This window comes from Gordonia sp. N1V (assembly GCF_029269935.1).
Lineage (GTDB): Bacteria > Actinomycetota > Actinomycetes > Mycobacteriales > Mycobacteriaceae > Gordonia > Gordonia polyisoprenivorans.
This window is the reverse complement of record NZ_JARJDD010000003.1, coordinates 57,486-73,831: the sequence shown is the minus strand read 5'-3', so window position 1 is coordinate 73,831 and position 16,346 is coordinate 57,486. Positions and strand designations below refer to the sequence as shown.

Below are 16,346 nucleotides of genomic sequence, written 5' to 3'. Positions count from 1 at the left end.
CACTCCATTTCGTCGTTTGGTCAAGAAGCTCACGGTTCGAGCTCGATGTGAGGGGTGGGGGGTTCGCGGTCCACCGCGTCACCAATGGGTGTACTTGACGTGCCGAGCAACCAGACCAGCACCGCGCCGATCATGATGATTGCCGCTGAAGCCACGAAACCTGCTGAATAGCCGTCGATCTGCGCGGCAATCGACGGATCGTCCTCGAAACTGATCGACGTGGCGGCGATCGTGGCCAGCAGGGCCGGGCCGACCGCGCCACCCACCTGCTGCATCACGTTGACCAGCGCGGAGCCGGCCCCGATGTCGTCGGTGTCCAGACCCATGGTCGCCACATTCATCGCGACTGTGGTGGCGATACCTTGACCGAACCCGAAAATCAGCAGTGGCACAAGGATATCTGGAGCGTACTGGGTGTATGGGCTGATGCGGGTCAAAGCGATCAGTGCGCCGCCGGCGATCAGCATGCCGACCGTCGCCGCCCCGCGCGCTCCGATGGTGCGCAGCAGGATCAATGATCCGGCGTTGGAGCCTACGATGATACCGACCACCATGGGCGCCATCGCGAATCCCGTTGCCACCGCGGAGTAGTTCATGACGTCCTGCAGCAGGTAGGTCATCATGAACATGAGGCCAAACGTCGAGATCGACGTGGTCAGTCGATTGAGGTACGCGGCCGAGCGCACCCGATTGCCCAACACTCGTAAGGCAAGCAATGGCGATTGGACACGCGACTCCACTATGAGGAACGCGACATAGCTGCATGCCGAGATCGCGAGAGTGCCGATCACGATGGGGGATGTCCACCCCGACCGCGATGCTTCCGTGAATCCGTACACCGTAGTGAAAAGCGCTACAGCAGAGAGGGTCACGCCGAAGGCATCGATGGGATGCCGTCGACCGGTCGGTGCTGATCGCAACCAGAAGAGGACTCCGACAATGGTCACTGCCGATAGCAGACAGGTGGCATACAAAGTCCACCGCCACGACAGGTACTCGGTCAGGACTCCACCAAGGACCGAGCCGGCAACCACTCCGATCCCGGTGACGGCCGCCAGGATGCCGAACGCGCGGGCGCGTTGGGTTCCGGTGGGAAAGTTCGACGACAGTGCAGCCAGCACGGTGGGTGCGAGGAGGGCGGCAAAGACGCCCTGCAGCGTGCGGGCGGCGACCAACATACCGAATCCCTGTGCGGCACCGCCAAGTCCGGATGCCAGGCAGAAGCCGACTAGACCGATCAGCGCTGCCCGGCGATATCCAATGGTTTGGGCGATTCGTCCGCCCACAAGCAGAAGTGTCCCGAAGGTCAGGGCGTATGCGGTGACCACCCACGATGACAGACTCTGCGCGTATCCGAGATCACGCTGGATCGACGGTAGCGCCACATTGGTGATGGTGTTCTCCACGATGACCACCATTTGAACCGCGGATACCGTGAGCAGAATTCCCCATGCGAATTTATCTGGGAGCGAGTCGGTCTCGGACTCGGATGGCAGGTCCTGTGGTCGGGCTTGTCGACTTGTCATCGTATGGATGCCGCAAGATCTGCGGTGAGTTCCAGCGCGATGTCGACAATCATGTCTTCCTGTCCGCCGACCAGACGGCGGCGCCCGCATTCGAGCAAGATGTCGCGCGTATCGAGGCCGAATCGGCGCGCCGCTATCTCGGCGTGGCGCAGGAAGCTTGAATACACGCCCGCGTAGCCGAGCGAAAGGGTCTCCCGGTCAACGCGAACCGGCCGATCCTGCAGCGGGCGAACGATGTCGTCGGCGGCATCCTGGAGTGCAAAGAGGTCGCAACGGTGCTCGAAGTCGGAAAGGTTGGCGACCGCCACGAAGGCCTCGATCGGGCAGTTCCCCGCGCCGGCACCCTGCCCGGCGAGCGAGGCATCGACCCGATAGACGCCGTTCTCCACCGCGACCACTGAATTGGCAACTGACAGTGAGAGGTTCTCATGCGCGTGAATGCCGATCTGAGTGTCGTCGTCGAGTACGTCACGATAGGCGCGTACCCGGGCGACCACATCTGACATGGTCAACCGGCCGCCGGAGTCGGTCACATAGACACATTGGGCCCCATACGATTCCATTAGCCGCGCCTGGTTGGCGAGCTGCTCGGGAGATGCCATGTGCGACAGCATCAGAAAACCGGACACGTCCATGCCGAGGTCGCGGGCCGCGTCGATGTGTTGTGCCGAGATATCGGCTTCGGTGCAGTGGGTGGCAATCCGTACCGATGTGACACCGAGTTCGTGTGCAAGCCGGAGGTCTTCGACGGTGCCGACGCCGGGGAGCAGGAGCGTGGTCAAGCGCGCCCTGGAGATGACCGATGCGGCCGCTTCAATCCATGCCCAATCCGAGTGCGAGCCGGGACCGTAGTTCAGTGAGCCGCCCGACAACCCATCTCCGTGTGCGACTTCGATGGCGTCGACGCCGGCCGAGTCGAGTGCGGTGACAATCTCCGCGACGTGTGCGGTCGACAGTTGGTGACGGACGGCGTGCATACCGTCGCGGAGTGTGACGTCTTGAATGTAGATCGGTGTACTCATCGTCCGCCTGTCAGTGGGGAAGTCAGCAGTGCTGCAATGCGTTCGCCGGTCCGAAGGGCGGCGGAGGTCATGATGTCGAGATTGCCGGCGTATGCGGGTAGGTAGTGGGCGGCGCCCTCCACCTCGAGAAACACCGAAACCTGATGTGTCGGACGGGTTGCACCGAGCGGTAGGAGCGTTTCCACGGTCTGGTCGGCGGGAACCTCCGCTATCTGAACCTCTTGTTTCAGTCGGTAACCGGGCACGTAGGCCGACACGGCAGCAACCATGGTCGCAATTGATTCCCGGATACTTTCGCGGGTGGCGACATCTGGCGCTTCGATGAGGGCAAAAACTGTGTCACGCATGATGAGTGGAGGGTCGGCGGGATTGAGGATGATGATGGCTTTGCCGCGCGCGGCACCGCCGACCGCGACGATGGCCGCCGAGGTTGTTTCAGTGAACTCATCGATATTGGCCCGGGTGCCCGGGCCCGCCGACGCGGACGCAATCGATGCCACGATCTCGGCGTAGGGCACTGGTGCTTTGGCGCTGATCGCCGCGACGATGGGGATGGTGGCCTGTCCGCCGCAGGTCACCATGTTGACGTTGGTCGCCCCTATGTGCTGATCCAGGTTGACAGCCGGCACCACGTAGGGGCCGATAGCGGCAGGAGTGAGGTCGACCAAGCGTTTGCCGAAGGGCTCCAGGCGTGCAGCGTTGAACTCGTGGGCTTTGGCGGAGGTGGCGTCGAAGACGATCTCGATATCGTCGAAGTCGGGCAAGGAGACGAGTCCGTCGACGCCGCTGTCGACAGCAGCGATGCCCAGGCGGCGGGCGCGGGCGAGCCCATCGGACGCCGGGTCGATTCCCACCAGCGCGGCAACTTCAAGGGTGTCGCTGGTCCGAAGGATCTTGATGAGTAAGTCGGTGCCGATGTTTCCCGATCCGATGATCGCGACTTTCGTGGTGGTGTTCACTTGTCCTCCGGCTTGCGCGTGGCTGATGGGAGTGCGGTGGGCTCGTCCGCGCCGTCGGAGTCGGGCGCTTCGGGGTTGTCGACCGCTGCGAATTGCACTGTGACAGCGCCAAGTCCGGTGAGGTCGGCGCGGACCGAGGCGCCGGGACGCACCGGAACCATGGGGCCAAGGGCGCCGGACAGGATCACCTGGCGGGCGCGCAATGGTTGACCGAAACGCTGTGCCTGATTGGCTAGCCACGTCACGGCGCGGATCGGGTCACCCAGGCATGCGCTGCCCGACCCGGTCGACACGACTTCGCGATCGACGGTCATCACCATTTCCACATCTCGCGGCTCGACGTGGTCGATGGCGATGTGGCGTGGTCCAAGAACGAATGCGCCGGCCGACGCGTTGTCGGCGACGGTGTCGGCGAGGGAGATATCCCAGTCGCGGATACGGCTGCCGCAGATTTCGAGCGCGGGTACCGCGTACGCGATGGCGTCGCGGACTTGGTCCTCGGTAATAGAGGGGCCGACCAGATCGGCGGCCAACACAAAGGCGATCTCCGCTTCCACTCGTGGCTGCAGGACCGCATCCGCCGGGATTTCGTCGCCGCCGAGGAACTCCATGTCGGAGTGCAAAAACCCGAAGTCGGGCTGGTCGACACCGAGTTGGGCCTGTACCGCTGCCGACGTGAGACCGATCTTGCGTCCGACGATGCGTGCGCCCGCTGAGACCCGCTCGCGGCTGACGAGTTCGGCCACCGAGTAGGCGACTGCGACATCGGTGCTTCCGATGAGGTCTCGCACCGGATCGCAGGGTGTGCCGGATCGGGCCGCCCGAACCAGCCGTCGTGCCGCTGATCGGACCGCATCCGGTTCTGCGTGGTGGGTGACCGTGGGGTCGGCGATGCTGTTGCTCATAGGCGCCACCTTGGGCGAACCGGTAGTGACCAGGGAAGTGTGTTGTTCCGCTATGCGGTCCGGCGCAACCGAATGATGACGCCGCGAGTAATCGACAGACTTTCGGTCCGGCATGCGGAACGTGACGATTGTGACCTGATGCATGTATCCATAGCGTCGAGCGAACCACCAAGTAATCGAACCGGAAGGTGCTGACATGACCCCGGAAGTCACATCACTCGGGTACCTCGTCATCACGGCAGAGGACCTACCAGCCTGGCGAGAATTCGCTGAATCCATTCTCGGACTGCAGGTTACGGGATCACCCGATGGAACCGACGACGATGCGCTCTACCTGCGGGTGGATGAGCGGAGTTGGCGGATCGCGGTTGAGCCAGGGAGCAACGGAGGCGTCGTCGGAATCGGCCTCGAAGTATCCACTCGCGAAGCTCTTGACAGTCTACGAAAGCGACTGGCCAACAGTGGAACCCAGATCACCGAGGTGCCCGAGCTGGCGGCGCGCCGCGGTGTTCTCGACGTCTTCACCGCGTTGGATCCGTCCGGGCATCCCATCGAGTTCTTCTATGGCGCCAAGAGCGATCGCGAGCCGTTCGTCTCGCCGCGCGGCGCACATTTCGTCACCGGAACCCAGGGCCTCGGTCACATCGTGCTGTTTGTCGACGATCACGAGAAGACTCGCGAATTCTATGTGAACACTCTGGGTTTCCGCGTCAGCGACATGTTGATGATGGGGCCGGATTGCTCGTTCACCTCGCCCAACCCGCGGCATCACACCGTCGCCTTCGTGGCGCTACCGGGCGTGGAGCCCGCGTTGCAGCACCTCATGCTGGAAGTGGACGAGATCGACGCCGTCGGAAGGGCATTGGATCGAGTAGTCGACAACGATGTGCCGTTGAGTCTCACGCTGGGTCGGCATACCAATGACCACATGCTCTCGTTTTACTGCGAGAGCCCTTCCGGCGTGAAGGTCGAATACGGTTACGGCGGAATGCTCGTCGGTGGCGATCACACCACCGGCCACTTCGACGCCGCAAGCGTATGGGGTCATCGGCCGCCGCCGGGAGCCGAGGTCATGGACGGTTTGGGCGCCGAGGACTGACTCGTCCGGCCCGCTTCACTCTGCACCGACAACACCACCATAGAAAGTTTCACGATGACTTTGAATAACGAAGGAACTATCACTATCCCCGGGATGCTGAGTCGGAACGTCCGACTGGCGAGCGGTGCGAACGCGCACTACATGACGTCCGGGGAAACGGGGCCCGCGGTGATCCTGCTGCACGGGGGCATCATCGGGTCATCGGCGTTGGCCGGGTTTCGATTCATGGCCCCGTTCTTGGGGGCCAATGGCTTTCGGGTCTATTGTCCGGATATGCCGGGGTTCGGTCTGACATCGGACTACGAGGACGCCTACCCGGCAGAGCATGGAAATGCCGCACATGTCGACTTCCTGCATGACTTCGTGACCGCGCTGTGTCTGGACAAGTTCCATATCTCGGGCAATTCGATGGGTTGCTTGAATTCGGTGAACTACACCGTCGCGCACCCCGAGCGGGTGCTGAGCTTCGCGCTCATTGCCGGCGGCGTGGGTGATCTCGTGCCGTCTCCGGACTTGCGCCCGGGTCGGGAGAGTCGGGAGCGCCCCAGCATCATGTCCTTCGACGGAACCCGGGAGTCGATGCGTGCAATGATGTCGGCCATCATCCTCGATGCATCCGCGGTGACCGATGATCTCGTCGACATGCGCACCGCCGCTGCGCTTCGTCATCAGGACTACTACGAGCGCCGCACCCTGTATGCCTTCGGTGGTGAGGACCCCGATATTTCAGCCCGTCTGTCCACCAAGGGTCGCTTGGACAAGTTGTCCATACCGGGGATCTATCTGTACGGGAAAGAAGACATCCTCGTTCCGCACGATGTGTTCGGATACCCGCAGGAGGATGCTCTCACGAATGTGCAGTTCTTCTACCCGGAGAAGACCGGGCACCAGGGCCAGACGGATCAGCCGGAACTCGTGAATCAGTTGTGGCTGGAGTTCTTCCGTGATGGAAAGGTCACTGCGGAGACAGCGCGGCGCGCGGGCGTATCGGATCGTCGAGACCCGTTGCCGGAACTTGTCGAGGTCGGCTAGCCGAAACAGCGCCCATCAACGGGTTGAACCCGGGAATAACTTGAGGTTGGCCCTCAGTTTAACTGGTTATGGGATGCGATCGGGACTCCGGTCGTGATAACGAGGAGGTTGCCCATGTCTGATCAAGAGGAACTCATTGCGCTGTCGGCGCGGTTCGCCGACGCGGTGACCAGGGTCGATGTCGACGCCTTCGCCGATGTCTGGTCGGACTCCGGTGTGTGGGTCATCGCCCCGCCGCTGGATATCACGATGACCGGCTCGGGTGCGGAGCTCGCCGCAGGGTTTGCGGCAGGGGCTGAAGCGATGTGGGCTACGTTCATTCAGCAGGTCCACCAGGTTCTCGTCGAAGTCGACAGTGACAGTGCTACCGGACGTACGTACATCACCGAACTGGGCTATCGGCACGACGGGACGGGGCAGACGTTGCACGGTGTCTACGACGACGAGTATGTGCGTACCGCGACAGGCTGGAAGTTCGCCAAGCGTCACTTCAGCTACCTCTACTACGACCCGGCAACGCAGTTTGCCGGCCAGTTCTTTGTCAACGGCAAGCAGGTGGCGTCACCTCAAGGTAGCTAGAAACAAAGAGTAGTCGCCACAGCGGTTTCCGAATCCTTCAGAGATTCGGCAACCGCTGTGGTGTTGTGGTGCTTGGGCGCATTCAGGGATTCGGCTGTGGCTGGATCTGCGTTGCCTGCTCCCGGGGAATCGGCGTCTCGGTGGATGCTGGGACGCCGGCGTTGGGGATCTCGCAAATGCCGGTCTCCGCATCGCAGATCGCGGCAGGCCCCCCGACCAGTCGAAGGATGGGATGTGGTGTTTCGGCAGTCATCGGGTCGCCGCCTCACTAACCGGGAACGCTTGTGCCAGTGCGGCGGCGTAGCCCTCGACGGATTGGGCTCCCTGAGCCGCGAGCTGATTGCCGAAGACCGCGAAAGGTACGCCTCGGACGCCGTACTCGCGTGCTTGGTCGATGTCGGCAGTCACCTCGTCGGAGTAGCGCTCGCTGGTCACGACGTCGCGCACCTCATCGGAATCAAGCCCGAGTTCTGTTGCCACCGAGATGAGGTCGTCGGCATCAAACGGATTCAGGGTGCCCTCGAAGAAGCGGTCTTGGACTGTCGAGTAGAACTCTGCGCCGACACCCTTCTCGGCGGCGTAGTGGGCGACCCGGTGGATTCCAAATGTGTTGCCGCTCAGTCGATCGAGCGAATACGGAAGACCGTCGGCGGCGGCCATCTGTTTAGCCTGTCCTTCCATCTGCATGAACTGTTCGGTGGTGACTCCGGGATGGGCACGGGCAAATGCCACAGGCATCGGCTCGGGCTGGGTTGCGGCCGCCGGGTTGAGCTCGAACGAGCGGAAGCGAACCTCGAAGCGATCGGCGTCGGGTCGCTGTGAAATCGCTTTGGCGAGACGGTTTTTGCCCATATAGCAGAAGGGGCATCCGACGTCGCTCCATACTTCGACGATGAACGGCTCGGTCGGCGTGGTGGGGGTGTTTGGTTGTGACATGGTGCTGGAGCCTTTCGTGCTTTCTCGGTCAACAGTCGTCAGAGTGCTTGGCGCTTGCTGGATCCGCGTATGTGGACCGGAGGTGTTCGGCGACGACATCGCCGATCTCGGCAAGGGTGTCGAGTTGGTCATCGGTCAGAAGGTCGATGAAGTTGGTGCGGACGGCCGCCAGATGTTTGGGCGCGGCGGCGGTGATGGTGGTGGTTCCGACCGGGGTGATGGTGATGTCGAATCCTCGGCCGTCGTCATCGCAGGCGGCTCGGGTGACCGAGCCGCGAGCCTCCATGCGGCGTATCTGATGGGATAGTCGACTGCGTTCCCAGCCCAATTCGCGGCCCAGGTCGCGAGCGCGAAGTCGGCCACCTGGAGCTTCGGACAGCGTGGCCAGTACTGCGTACTCCGATTCGGTCATGGCGCTGTCGTGGGCGAGCTCGCGGGCCAGATGCCCGTTGAGCTGCGCCCACATCTGGTGAAACCCCTGCCACGCACGGGCTTCGCGCTTATTCAGCCAATGCTGCGCATCGTCGTCCACAGCATCAAGGTTAGCACTTTGTTGATGTGTCACGCTTCTGCTGGAGTCGTGCGGAAGGCCTGGTCAGCGCTTTAGCTAGATGAGACCCTGTGACACCAACCTGGGACTTGGAACTCGCCGACCTGCAAGAATCCACCACGAACTCCCACATCGGCTGTCACTGAAGACAATTCATCACCACATAATGCCCGGAGCCCCGCTTCGGCTGGCATCGAACCGCTCTATCCTGGGTGCCGAAACCGCAGGCCAGCGCCTCTCATGTAGCTGTCACCACTCCCAACTACGGTGTCATCGGACAGCGGTCACGAGCCTGGAAGCCTCTGGGTTCGTTCCGGGTGTCTTCGTGCTGCGGCCGGACGCGTGGGAGGCGATCAGCTTGCAGCGCGCCAACGGCTCGGGCACCTTCGACCTCGGCAACGTCGCGGTCGATCGCGCCGCGCAGCGGTTGCATGGCGTGCCGGTGGTGTCGAACGCGCTGCCCGCTAAGAAGGGTGTGCTGCTCGACGGTTCGGCCGTACGGGTTGACGCCGACGCCCTGGGCGTGAAGGTCGACTGGGGCACTCAGGGTGACGACTTCGGCGCCAACCTGATCCGGGTCCGCACCGAGGGCCGGTTCGGTGTGTTTCGGTGTTGCGTCCCGGCGGTGTGGTTCAGATTGCCACCGCTGCGGCCTGATCTGGATAGTGAAGCGCCCCAATGGCTCTGAGTGAGCCGGTGGGGCGCTTTGCTGCGTTCCGGGGTGGAGCCGCCACCCCGGAACGCGTGCGGGTCCGGGATACTGTCGCTATCCCGGCGTCGCACGCACAGTTTTGCACAGGCTCCATCCACAGGGTTTCACACAGCTCAGTCCACAGGCGCATTTGATCGTGCCTTCCGGGCTCGTAACACTCATGTCAATCGTCAACGTTTGGCGAGGCGTGAAGGACGTGTCTGACGATCCAAATGGACCCTAATCGAATGTGCGGCAATCCCTTACGTTGCGCGCGTGCTCTGCATTGCAGTCGCCTTGCGCGGGGTACCGCCCGATACGAGAGCTGAAGTCTTGCGTGGCTTGGGTGCCTACCCGAGCAAACGGAACCCTACGGGTGCCGGTGTCGAAAATCCCTCACACCGTCGACCCACGAGTCCATAGCCCGTTATCGCATCACGGCCACGACGAGTAGCCCACCGAGAGCGTCGGTAGGTGAAGTCATGGCACCGTCGGTCGCGATCCTCGGGTGGCCCACAAGCACGGTGTGGGACTGAGCTACGTGCTGGCCGCTGGTTTGCGTCGAGCTGGCCGATAACGACGGGCGCGTGGTTGGGAGTCGGTTACGCGCACTGAGCGCCCCGGTGCCGCTATGACGCGGCTACGGCTGAACCGTCCGGGGCTGACGGCAGGGTTACGGGCGACCGCACGCCTCACACGACGGCGCAAGCACACCCGAGGTCCGTCCGGGGTACGCCCATTCGCCACACACAGCGCGTGCTTCGATTCCGAGACTGCGGGCGAACGTGATGTCGGCGCGGGCGTAACGGTGGCGTCCGCTTGCGGTCTGTGCGATTCCGGGTGCGCCGTTTCGGCGGCGAGCACTGACGAGGGCGGAGCGGAAGCCGGCGTCGTAGGCTGGGTCATCGTCGGGGTCGGGCTCGACGGCGAGTAGCCGGGTGATGAAGGTGCCGAGGATCGGGCCGGGTGTTTCTTCGAGGACGTCGAGGGCGGCGAGGTAGCCGGTGCCAGGTGCTCATGCGTGTCACCCGAGGTTGATGCAGGCGGCGAGGATGCCGAGAGGGATGAAGTAGAGGGCCGCAAGGAAAGCGACGGCGCTGAGTACCATTCTGGTACGGCTCATGCGGGTGTTCTCCGTGTGTCCGAGACCCAGGTTCAGCGTGTCCGCGCTGGTCGGGGTCGTTTTGGTTCACACCGAACCCAATGGCGCTACAAGGTTGCAGCGCCTATCCCACGAAAAAGGCAGAGGTGAAAATGCCCTCTGACCTGCGGAGCCGATGACGGGAATCGAACCCGCGTATTCAGCTTGGGAAGCTGATGTTCTGCCATTGAACTACATCGGCGTGCGGACCCGAGGACCCGCGACGGCAATGCTAGCAAAGGATCTGTCGAGCGCGTCACAGCAGGTCGCGACATGCGACACGTTCAGGTCAGCGTCGCAACCCCGTCGCCGGTGAGATTGGCCATGGCGATGCCACGGTCCGTCATGACCAGCATCAACGACTTGGCGGGACCCCGAGCTTCAGGCCCGTAGCCGACGAGTGGTCGGCGGATGCCGGCACCGTGAATCACGATGTCGCTCAAGGGTGCAAGCGGTCCGTTGCCGGTCGGGGTGAAGCGCTTGTCGGCCTTGTCGCGCACACCACCAACGGCATCCCCAGATGCGCCACGACGTCCCGACAGGTCCAGCCCGCGCACAACGAAGGTGTGGCCCACCTTTCGTTGGTGAGACCGCTCAGTTGGTCAGCCAGACGCGGCGCTCGTCGGCGACCTCGGCGAAGAGCTGCTCGTCGTCCATGGGTAGTGACGCTACGTCTGCGCACGCTGGTCCGATAGCCTCGCAGTGTGCTGCTCTCCGACCGGGACATCCATGCCGCCATCGACAGCGGGCGCCTCGCGCTGGACCCGTTCGACGCTGCTCTCGTCCAGCCGTCGAGCATTGATGTGCGCCTCGACGGACTGTTCCGGGTGTTCAACAACACCCGCTACACCCACATCGACCCTGCCCAGCGCCAGGACGAGCTGACGACGTTGGTCGAACCGGCTCCGGGAGAGCCGTTCGTGCTACATCCGGGCGAGTTCGTGCTCGGGTCGACGCTGGAAGTGTGCACCCTGCCCGACGACCTCGCCGGCCGACTCGAGGGCAAGTCATCACTGGGACGTCTCGGGCTGCTGACGCATTCGACCGCGGGGTTCATCGACCCGGGCTTCTCCGGTCACATCACCCTCGAACTGTCGAACGTGGCGAACCTGCCGATCACGCTGTGGCCGGGAATGAAGATCGGGCAGCTCTGTCTGCTGCGGCTGACCAGTGCCGCGTTGAACCCGTACGGAAGTGCCGCGGTCGGCTCGAAGTACCAGGGGCAACGGGGGCCGACGCCGTCAAAGGCGTATCTGAACTTCGTGCGCGACGCGGACTGAGGGGTCGCGGGCGGGTTCCGGCGTCGGTGACGGTGGTCTCGAGGTTCGTCGCTGGCGCTCCTCTCACCTCGACCAACCTCGACCATCCGGGGGAGAGGGACATCTGCCTTCGGGGAAGAGAGACGTCGGCCACGGGAAGGGAGACCTCGACCAGCGGCCGGACCACTGATCCGAGGGCGGGAGTTCACCGACGCGTCGCTGCGTCGCCACGCCATGGTGGGTTGTGCGCCCGACGCTGCGCGTAGGTCTACTCCTATGAAGCTCACCGTGATCGGATGTGGTTACCTCGGCGCGACGCACGCGGCCTGCATGGCCGAACTCGGGCATGACGTCCTCGGGGTCGACGTCGACGCCGAGAAGGTCGCCCGCCTCCGTGCCGGTGAGGTGCCGTTCTTCGAGCCCGGACTCTCCGACATCTTGCGCCGCAACATCGCCGCCGGCCGCCTCGAGTTCTCGACCTCGATGCAAGCGGCCGCCGACCACGGCGACGTGCACTTCGTCGGTGTGGGCACCCCGCAACGGGCGCGCGGGTACGGTGCCGATACGTCGTATGTCTTCTCGGCTGTGGAAGCGCTCGCCGGGCTCGTGCGGGGGGAGCATCTGATCGTCGGGAAATCGACTGTCCCGGTCGGAACCTCGGCCGAGCTCGCCGAATCGATCGCGGCGATCACCGGCGACCTCGCCGACGTCGAACTGGTCTGGAGTCCGGAGTTCCTGCGCGAGGGATTCGCCGTCGAGGACACCCTGCGTCCCGATCGCATTGTCGTCGGAACCGACCCGACGCACGATCGGTCGTCGAGTGCCGCCGTCGCGGTGATCGGAGAGGTGTACCGCGAGATCCTCGACACCGGAGTCCCGATGGTCACCACCGATTGGGCCACTGCGGAATTGGTGAAGACCTCCGCGAATGCCTTTCTGGCGACCAAGATCTCGTTCATCAATGCGGTCAGCGAATTGTGTGAGGTCGTCGGTGCCGACGTCTCGGCCTTGGCCGACGCCATCGGCTACGACAACCGAATCGGTCGACGATTCCTCAACGCCGGCTTGGGTTTCGGCGGTGGCTGCCTCCCCAAGGACATCCGCGCGTTCATGGCTCGCGCCGAGGAGCTCGGTGCCGGGCGCACCTTGCGCTTCCTGCACGAGGTCGACGCGATCAACATGCGCAGGCGTACAGCGATGGTCGATCTGATCGAGGACGCCTGCCCCGGTGATCTCATCGGTGCCAACATCGCGATCCTCGGCGCGGCGTTCAAACCCGAGAGCGATGACGTCCGTGATTCGCCTGCCCTCTCGGTGGCCGGTCAGCTTGCGTTGCGGGGTGCGTCGGTGACGGTCTTCGACCCGAAGGCCTCCGACAACGCGCGCCGCATGTACCCGATGCTCCACTTCGCCGACACCGCACGCGCCGCGGCCGCCGACGCCGACGTCCTCGTACTGGCCACCGAATGGGCCGAATTCGTCCACATGAGCCCCGATGAGTTCGACGGCGTCGTCGCGCACCGCGTCATCGTCGACGGCCGCCGATGCCTCGCGGCGGCACAGTGGCGGGCGGCCGGTTGGGAGTATCGAGCCCTCGGCGGCGAGGTCCGCCGACCATCGCCGGTGACCGCATCGGCGGAGGTCGCCGGTCCCGCCGACCGTATGACCGCCCTCGCATCGGTCCGGTCACGACGCGGTCACATGCTAAGTTGACAATCGATGGGCGCAGGGGGCGTCCGGGCGACCGGGATTCATCCCGGTTCGACCGGGGTAATCGGTCGACGAGTGCAGCGCCCCCGACGACCGCAGGAATGTCACCCACGATGATCGAACAGTCACACACCGCAACCCGCGTGATCGACGCGGCTCTCACCGAGCCGGTCCGGCAGCGGGTCTCCACCCTCGGCGCGCATGTCGCCGCGGTCGTGGACCTCGACGTCACCGGAGCGGTGATCGTGGTCGCCGACACCGTCGATGACCAGGTACTTCTGGCCGCACCCCCGCTGCACGACATCACGCCGCGCGAGCTCGACCGCGCACTCGCCGAGCACCTTGTTGCGGTCGGCCGGGTCAACCGCCCCACCGATGACGAGTGGCGCGACGAACTCCGCAAACTGGCCGGCCGGGCCCGCACCCGGCTCGCGGCGTCGGGCGGCGCGTTCATCATGGGCGAGCGGCAGGTCCGACTGTTTCGCGTGACGCGACGCGACGTCGAGGTGGCCACCGCCGCGTTGGTCGCCGACCTTGCGGCGCACCTCGACGACGTGCTCGCTCAGGCCGGGGCCGCCGAGGCGCCCGTCGTGCTCACCACCACCCACACGCAGTGGCCCGGACTGCCCGCGATGCTCGCCGACGCCCGCCGCAAGCCGGTCATCGTCGTCGACGACGAGGCGAGCCTGCACACGCCGACCCATGGCGTGACGCCGACGCCGTCCGGCGATTTCCCGACTCCCGGCCCGGTCAGTGGTGACGTCGTCAGCGTCGTGGAGCCCGCACCGATCCCCGCAGCACCGATCCCCGCAGCGCCGGCCGCGGAGTCGCTTGCGGCCGAGCAGTCCACGCCCGAGGTCGCCGACGCCGTCACCGAGGAGATCCTCACGGTGACCGACAAGCTTCCGGTCCTACACGGCGGCGATCATCCCCACCGCGACGATCCACGTCTCGAGGACTCCCTCTTCGACGACCACGACGCGCTTGTCGGTTCGGAGCTCCACGCGGCAGATCGCCGATGGTATTCGCGGCCGCGCTGGCTGCTCGGCGGTGCGGTGGCCGGGGTGCTACTCGTCTTCGGGGCCGCGATGGCCGTGTCGTCCGCAGGCAGCTCACCCGCACCGGCACCGCCCGCGGCCGCGGTCTCGACGACCACCGAGCAGGCCGCCGCGACGTCGTCGACGCCGATCTCGCCACCGCAGTTCGCCGACCCGTCCGATTTGGTGCAAGCCCGCCAGCCCGCGGTCGTCTACACGACGCCGCCGCCTCCGCCGCCGGTTCAGACCAACTCGCGCACCCCGAACAACCCTCCGCGCCGGGCTCAGCCGCGACCCGCGCCCCGACTGACCATCCCGATCCCCGGTCGCCCGCCCATCGTCATCCCGTGAGGCACGCGAGCGCCCGATTTTGCGCCCTACAGGTCAGTCGGCGAGCTCGGGGTCCTGACCGGATTCGCGTGCGGCGTCCAGGTAGTCGGCGAGCTGGCGTGCCATGTCCCGGTCGAGTGCGCGGTCGAGTGCGTTGTGCGCCGAAACCTGGCCGGAGCGTCGGAGTTCGGTGAGGAGCCGGGTGGTCTTCTCGGACTCCTCGGCAGTCTGCGGAATCCACCCGTCGGCATGCCCCAGCGTCACCTGACGGCGGCCCGCCGAGATGAGGGTGTTCGCGGCGGCATCCATCGCGCGGTCGAGTTCGGCGTGGACGTCGAGGATGTGACTCAGGGTGAGACCGAGCGCGACGAGACGGCCGTAGCCGGCGACGGTCTCGGGATCGAGGATCACATAGCCCTGTGGGTCGGGATCGTCGGAGTCGGGCCGGATGAGGCCGAACTCGGTGAGCCGCGCGATGTTGTCGGGGTCGGTGGTGTGCAGCATCTCGGCGAGTTCGTCGGCGCTCACCGTCGCCGATTGTGTCGTCGACCACCGCTCGGAGACCACCTCGCGCAACCCGAGGACGTCGGCGAGGTCGTCGCCGCGCTGCACCCCGGTGAGGAACTCGCCGATGTGGCGGATCGTGAAACCACGCTTGAGCAGGTCGTTGATCACCTTCAGGCGCTTGAGGTGGGCATCGGTGTAGATGGCGATGCGTCCGCGTCGGAGCGGTCGCGGTAGCAGGCCACGGTCCTGATACCCGCGCACATTCCGGGTGGTCGTCCCGGCCGCGCGCGCCAGGTCGTCAATCCGGTATTCGGTCACGATTGCACATTCTCTCAGATGGGCATCGACGTTCGGCCAGGTCGGCGAACTGCGAGTGGTCAGGGGCGCAGTCCTCGCGCGATCAGTGCGATCACCGCGGCGTAGTTCTGTGCGGGGTCGATGAACGATGGGCCCGCTTCCGCCAGTTCGAGACTGACCGCGCCATGCACACACGACCACACCTCCATCGCCAACCCCAGCGGGTCACCCGCCCGGATCACGCCCGCAACCTGGCCGTATCGGATGACGTCGGCGAGTGCGTCGAAGGCCGACCCGGCGGCCTCGGTCGCCGGATCGCAGTCTGCGGAGAACATCAGCGCGTAGAGCATCGGGTAGTCCAGGGCGAACTGCCGGTAGGCCCGCCCGCTGTGGGTCAGTCGCTCGGTGGCGTCGGCCTCGGTGGTGGCAACCACCCGTCCCAACTCGACGAAGGCATCGCTGACCAGGGCATCGAGCAGGCCTTCCTTGCCATCGAAGTGGTTGTAGACACCCATCGGCGCGACCCCCGCGGCCTTCGCGACCGCCCGGACGGTGAGGCCGTTGACCCCTTCGGTCTCGAGAATGCGGCGACCGGCGCGGATCAGATTGGCCCGGACCTCGGTGGCAGGGGTGCGGCGCTGGGGTGACGAAGCGCGCGTCGAAGAACCGGGCGTCGAGGGACTGGCCATATTGACAACCTACTAGAACAGTGTTCTTCTTGTGTAGAACAACGTGCTACAACAATGGATCGCCGTTACAGAACTCT

General features: G+C 64.7%; 15 protein-coding genes, 1 tRNA gene and 1 pseudogene. 7 read left to right on the top strand and 10 right to left on the bottom strand.

The genetic code is table 11. The features are described 5' to 3' along the window. Positions 1-29: 29 nt before the first annotated feature. The 4 genes from P3L18_RS04995 to P3L18_RS04980 all read right to left on the bottom strand — a co-directional run bounded on the left by P3L18_RS04995 (position 30) and on the right by P3L18_RS04980 (position 4,412). Positions 30-1,418 (bottom strand): MFS transporter, encoded by a 1,389-nt coding sequence (locus tag P3L18_RS04995; protein ID WP_276113662.1) that lies wholly within the window; start codon positions 1,416-1,418, stop codon positions 30-32. A gap of 104 nt (positions 1,419-1,522) precedes the next feature. Next, on the bottom strand, positions 1,523-2,548 hold the full coding sequence (gene dmpG, locus P3L18_RS04990; RefSeq protein ID WP_276113471.1) for a 4-hydroxy-2-oxovalerate aldolase: 1,026 nt from the start codon (positions 2,546-2,548) through the stop codon (positions 1,523-1,525). Beyond that, positions 2,545-3,507 (bottom strand): acetaldehyde dehydrogenase (acetylating), encoded by a 963-nt coding sequence (locus P3L18_RS04985; protein ID WP_276113470.1) that lies wholly within the window; start codon positions 3,505-3,507, stop codon positions 2,545-2,547. Before P3L18_RS04985 ends, dmpG begins: the two co-directional genes overlap by 4 nt. Beyond that, complete coding sequence (locus P3L18_RS04980) at positions 3,504-4,412, bottom strand: fumarylacetoacetate hydrolase family protein (RefSeq protein ID WP_276113469.1); 909 nt, start codon at positions 4,410-4,412, stop codon at positions 3,504-3,506. The genes P3L18_RS04985 and P3L18_RS04980 overlap by 4 nt, the downstream gene beginning before the upstream one ends. 196 nt (positions 4,413-4,608) lie before the next feature. Between P3L18_RS04980 and P3L18_RS04975 the strand changes: the two genes are divergently transcribed. From P3L18_RS04975 to P3L18_RS04965, 3 genes are all read left to right on the top strand, one after another. Continuing rightward, the gene (locus P3L18_RS04975) at positions 4,609-5,511 is read left to right on the top strand and encodes a VOC family protein (RefSeq protein ID WP_276113468.1); all 903 of its coding nucleotides are present in this window, start codon (positions 4,609-4,611) and stop codon (positions 5,509-5,511) included. Between the two features lie 93 nt (positions 5,512-5,604). Beyond that, entirely contained in the window at positions 5,605-6,543 is a 939-nt protein-coding gene (locus P3L18_RS04970; RefSeq protein WP_253194255.1) for an alpha/beta hydrolase, read from the top strand. A 114-nt stretch (positions 6,544-6,657) separates the two neighbouring features. Beyond that, on the top strand, positions 6,658-7,122 hold the full coding sequence (locus P3L18_RS04965; RefSeq protein ID WP_276113467.1) for a nuclear transport factor 2 family protein: 465 nt from the start codon (positions 6,658-6,660) through the stop codon (positions 7,120-7,122). A 249-nt stretch (positions 7,123-7,371) separates the two neighbouring features. Here P3L18_RS04965 and P3L18_RS04960 read toward each other — a convergent pair whose 3' ends face one another. Next, complete coding sequence (locus tag P3L18_RS04960; protein WP_276113466.1) at positions 7,372-8,157, bottom strand: DsbA family oxidoreductase; 786 nt, start codon at positions 8,155-8,157, stop codon at positions 7,372-7,374. Next, positions 8,087-8,590, bottom strand: a complete 504-nt coding sequence (locus P3L18_RS04955) for a MarR family winged helix-turn-helix transcriptional regulator (protein WP_276113465.1) — start codon at positions 8,588-8,590, stop codon at positions 8,087-8,089. Before P3L18_RS04955 ends, P3L18_RS04960 begins: the two co-directional genes overlap by 71 nt. A 343-nt stretch (positions 8,591-8,933) precedes the next feature. On the opposite strand from P3L18_RS04955, the gene P3L18_RS04950 reads away from it, so the two are divergent. Further along, a complete protein-coding gene (locus tag P3L18_RS04950) occupies positions 8,934-9,296 on the top strand; it encodes a hypothetical protein (protein ID WP_276113464.1) in 363 nt (120 codons plus the stop codon). A gap of 1,275 nt (positions 9,297-10,571) precedes the next feature. Here P3L18_RS04950 and P3L18_RS04945 read toward each other — a convergent pair. Continuing rightward, positions 10,572-10,642: transfer RNA gene (locus P3L18_RS04945), tRNA-Gly, on the bottom strand. 82 nt (positions 10,643-10,724) lie between these two features. Beyond that, a pseudogene (locus P3L18_RS04940) lies at positions 10,725-11,097 on the bottom strand (maleylpyruvate isomerase N-terminal domain-containing protein). 47 nt (positions 11,098-11,144) lie between these two features. Between P3L18_RS04940 and dcd the strand changes: the two are divergent. The 3 genes from dcd (at position 11,145) to P3L18_RS04925 (ending at position 14,797) form a co-directional block, all read left to right on the top strand. Next, a complete protein-coding gene (gene dcd / locus P3L18_RS04935) occupies positions 11,145-11,720 on the top strand; it encodes a dCTP deaminase (protein WP_014361808.1) in 576 nt (191 codons plus the stop codon). Positions 11,721-11,975: 255 nt separating this feature from the next. Continuing rightward, positions 11,976-13,412 (top strand): UDP-glucose/GDP-mannose dehydrogenase family protein, encoded by a 1,437-nt coding sequence (locus P3L18_RS04930; protein ID WP_276113463.1) that lies wholly within the window; start codon positions 11,976-11,978, stop codon positions 13,410-13,412. A 110-nt stretch (positions 13,413-13,522) separates the two neighbouring features. Continuing rightward, positions 13,523-14,797: a hypothetical protein gene (locus P3L18_RS04925; RefSeq protein WP_276113462.1), complete on the top strand. Its 1,275-nt coding sequence runs from the start codon at positions 13,523-13,525 to the stop codon at positions 14,795-14,797. 33 nt (positions 14,798-14,830) lie between these two features. On the opposite strand, the gene P3L18_RS04920 is transcribed toward P3L18_RS04925, so the two are convergent. Together P3L18_RS04920 and P3L18_RS04915 are read right to left on the bottom strand one after the other, a co-directional pair. Then, complete coding sequence (locus tag P3L18_RS04920; protein WP_079931157.1) at positions 14,831-15,601, bottom strand: MerR family transcriptional regulator; 771 nt, start codon at positions 15,599-15,601, stop codon at positions 14,831-14,833. 59 nt (positions 15,602-15,660) lie between these two features. Further along, positions 15,661-16,269, bottom strand: a complete 609-nt coding sequence (locus tag P3L18_RS04915) for a TetR/AcrR family transcriptional regulator (protein ID WP_276113461.1) — start codon at positions 16,267-16,269, stop codon at positions 15,661-15,663. Between the last annotated feature and the right edge of the window lie 77 nt (positions 16,270-16,346).

What these genes read in the sequence shown, in the direction of transcription:
- P3L18_RS04930 (WP_276113463.1), top strand. Translation starts at nt 11,976, where the DNA reads ATGAAGCTCACCGTGATCGGATGTGGTTACCTCGGCGCGACGCACGCG.
- P3L18_RS04995 (WP_276113662.1), bottom strand. Translation starts at nt 1,418, where the DNA reads ATGGTGGTCATCGTGGAGAACACCATCACCAATGTGGCGCTACCGTCG.
- P3L18_RS04965 (WP_276113467.1), top strand. Translation starts at nt 6,658, where the DNA reads ATGTCTGATCAAGAGGAACTCATTGCGCTGTCGGCGCGGTTCGCCGAC.
- P3L18_RS04970 (WP_253194255.1), top strand. Translation starts at nt 5,605, where the DNA reads ATGCTGAGTCGGAACGTCCGACTGGCGAGCGGTGCGAACGCGCACTAC.
- P3L18_RS04980 (WP_276113469.1), bottom strand. Translation starts at nt 4,412, where the DNA reads ATGAGCAACAGCATCGCCGACCCCACGGTCACCCACCACGCAGAACCG.
- P3L18_RS04925 (WP_276113462.1), top strand. Translation starts at nt 13,523, where the DNA reads ATGATCGAACAGTCACACACCGCAACCCGCGTGATCGACGCGGCTCTC.
- dmpG (WP_276113471.1), bottom strand. Translation starts at nt 2,548, where the DNA reads ATGAGTACACCGATCTACATTCAAGACGTCACACTCCGCGACGGTATG.
- P3L18_RS04975 (WP_276113468.1), top strand. Translation starts at nt 4,609, where the DNA reads ATGACCCCGGAAGTCACATCACTCGGGTACCTCGTCATCACGGCAGAG.
- P3L18_RS04960 (WP_276113466.1), bottom strand. Translation starts at nt 8,157, where the DNA reads ATGTCGTCGCCGAACACCTCCGGTCCACATACGCGGATCCAGCAAGCG.
- P3L18_RS04915 (WP_276113461.1), bottom strand. Translation starts at nt 16,269, where the DNA reads ATGGCCAGTCCCTCGACGCCCGGTTCTTCGACGCGCGCTTCGTCACCC.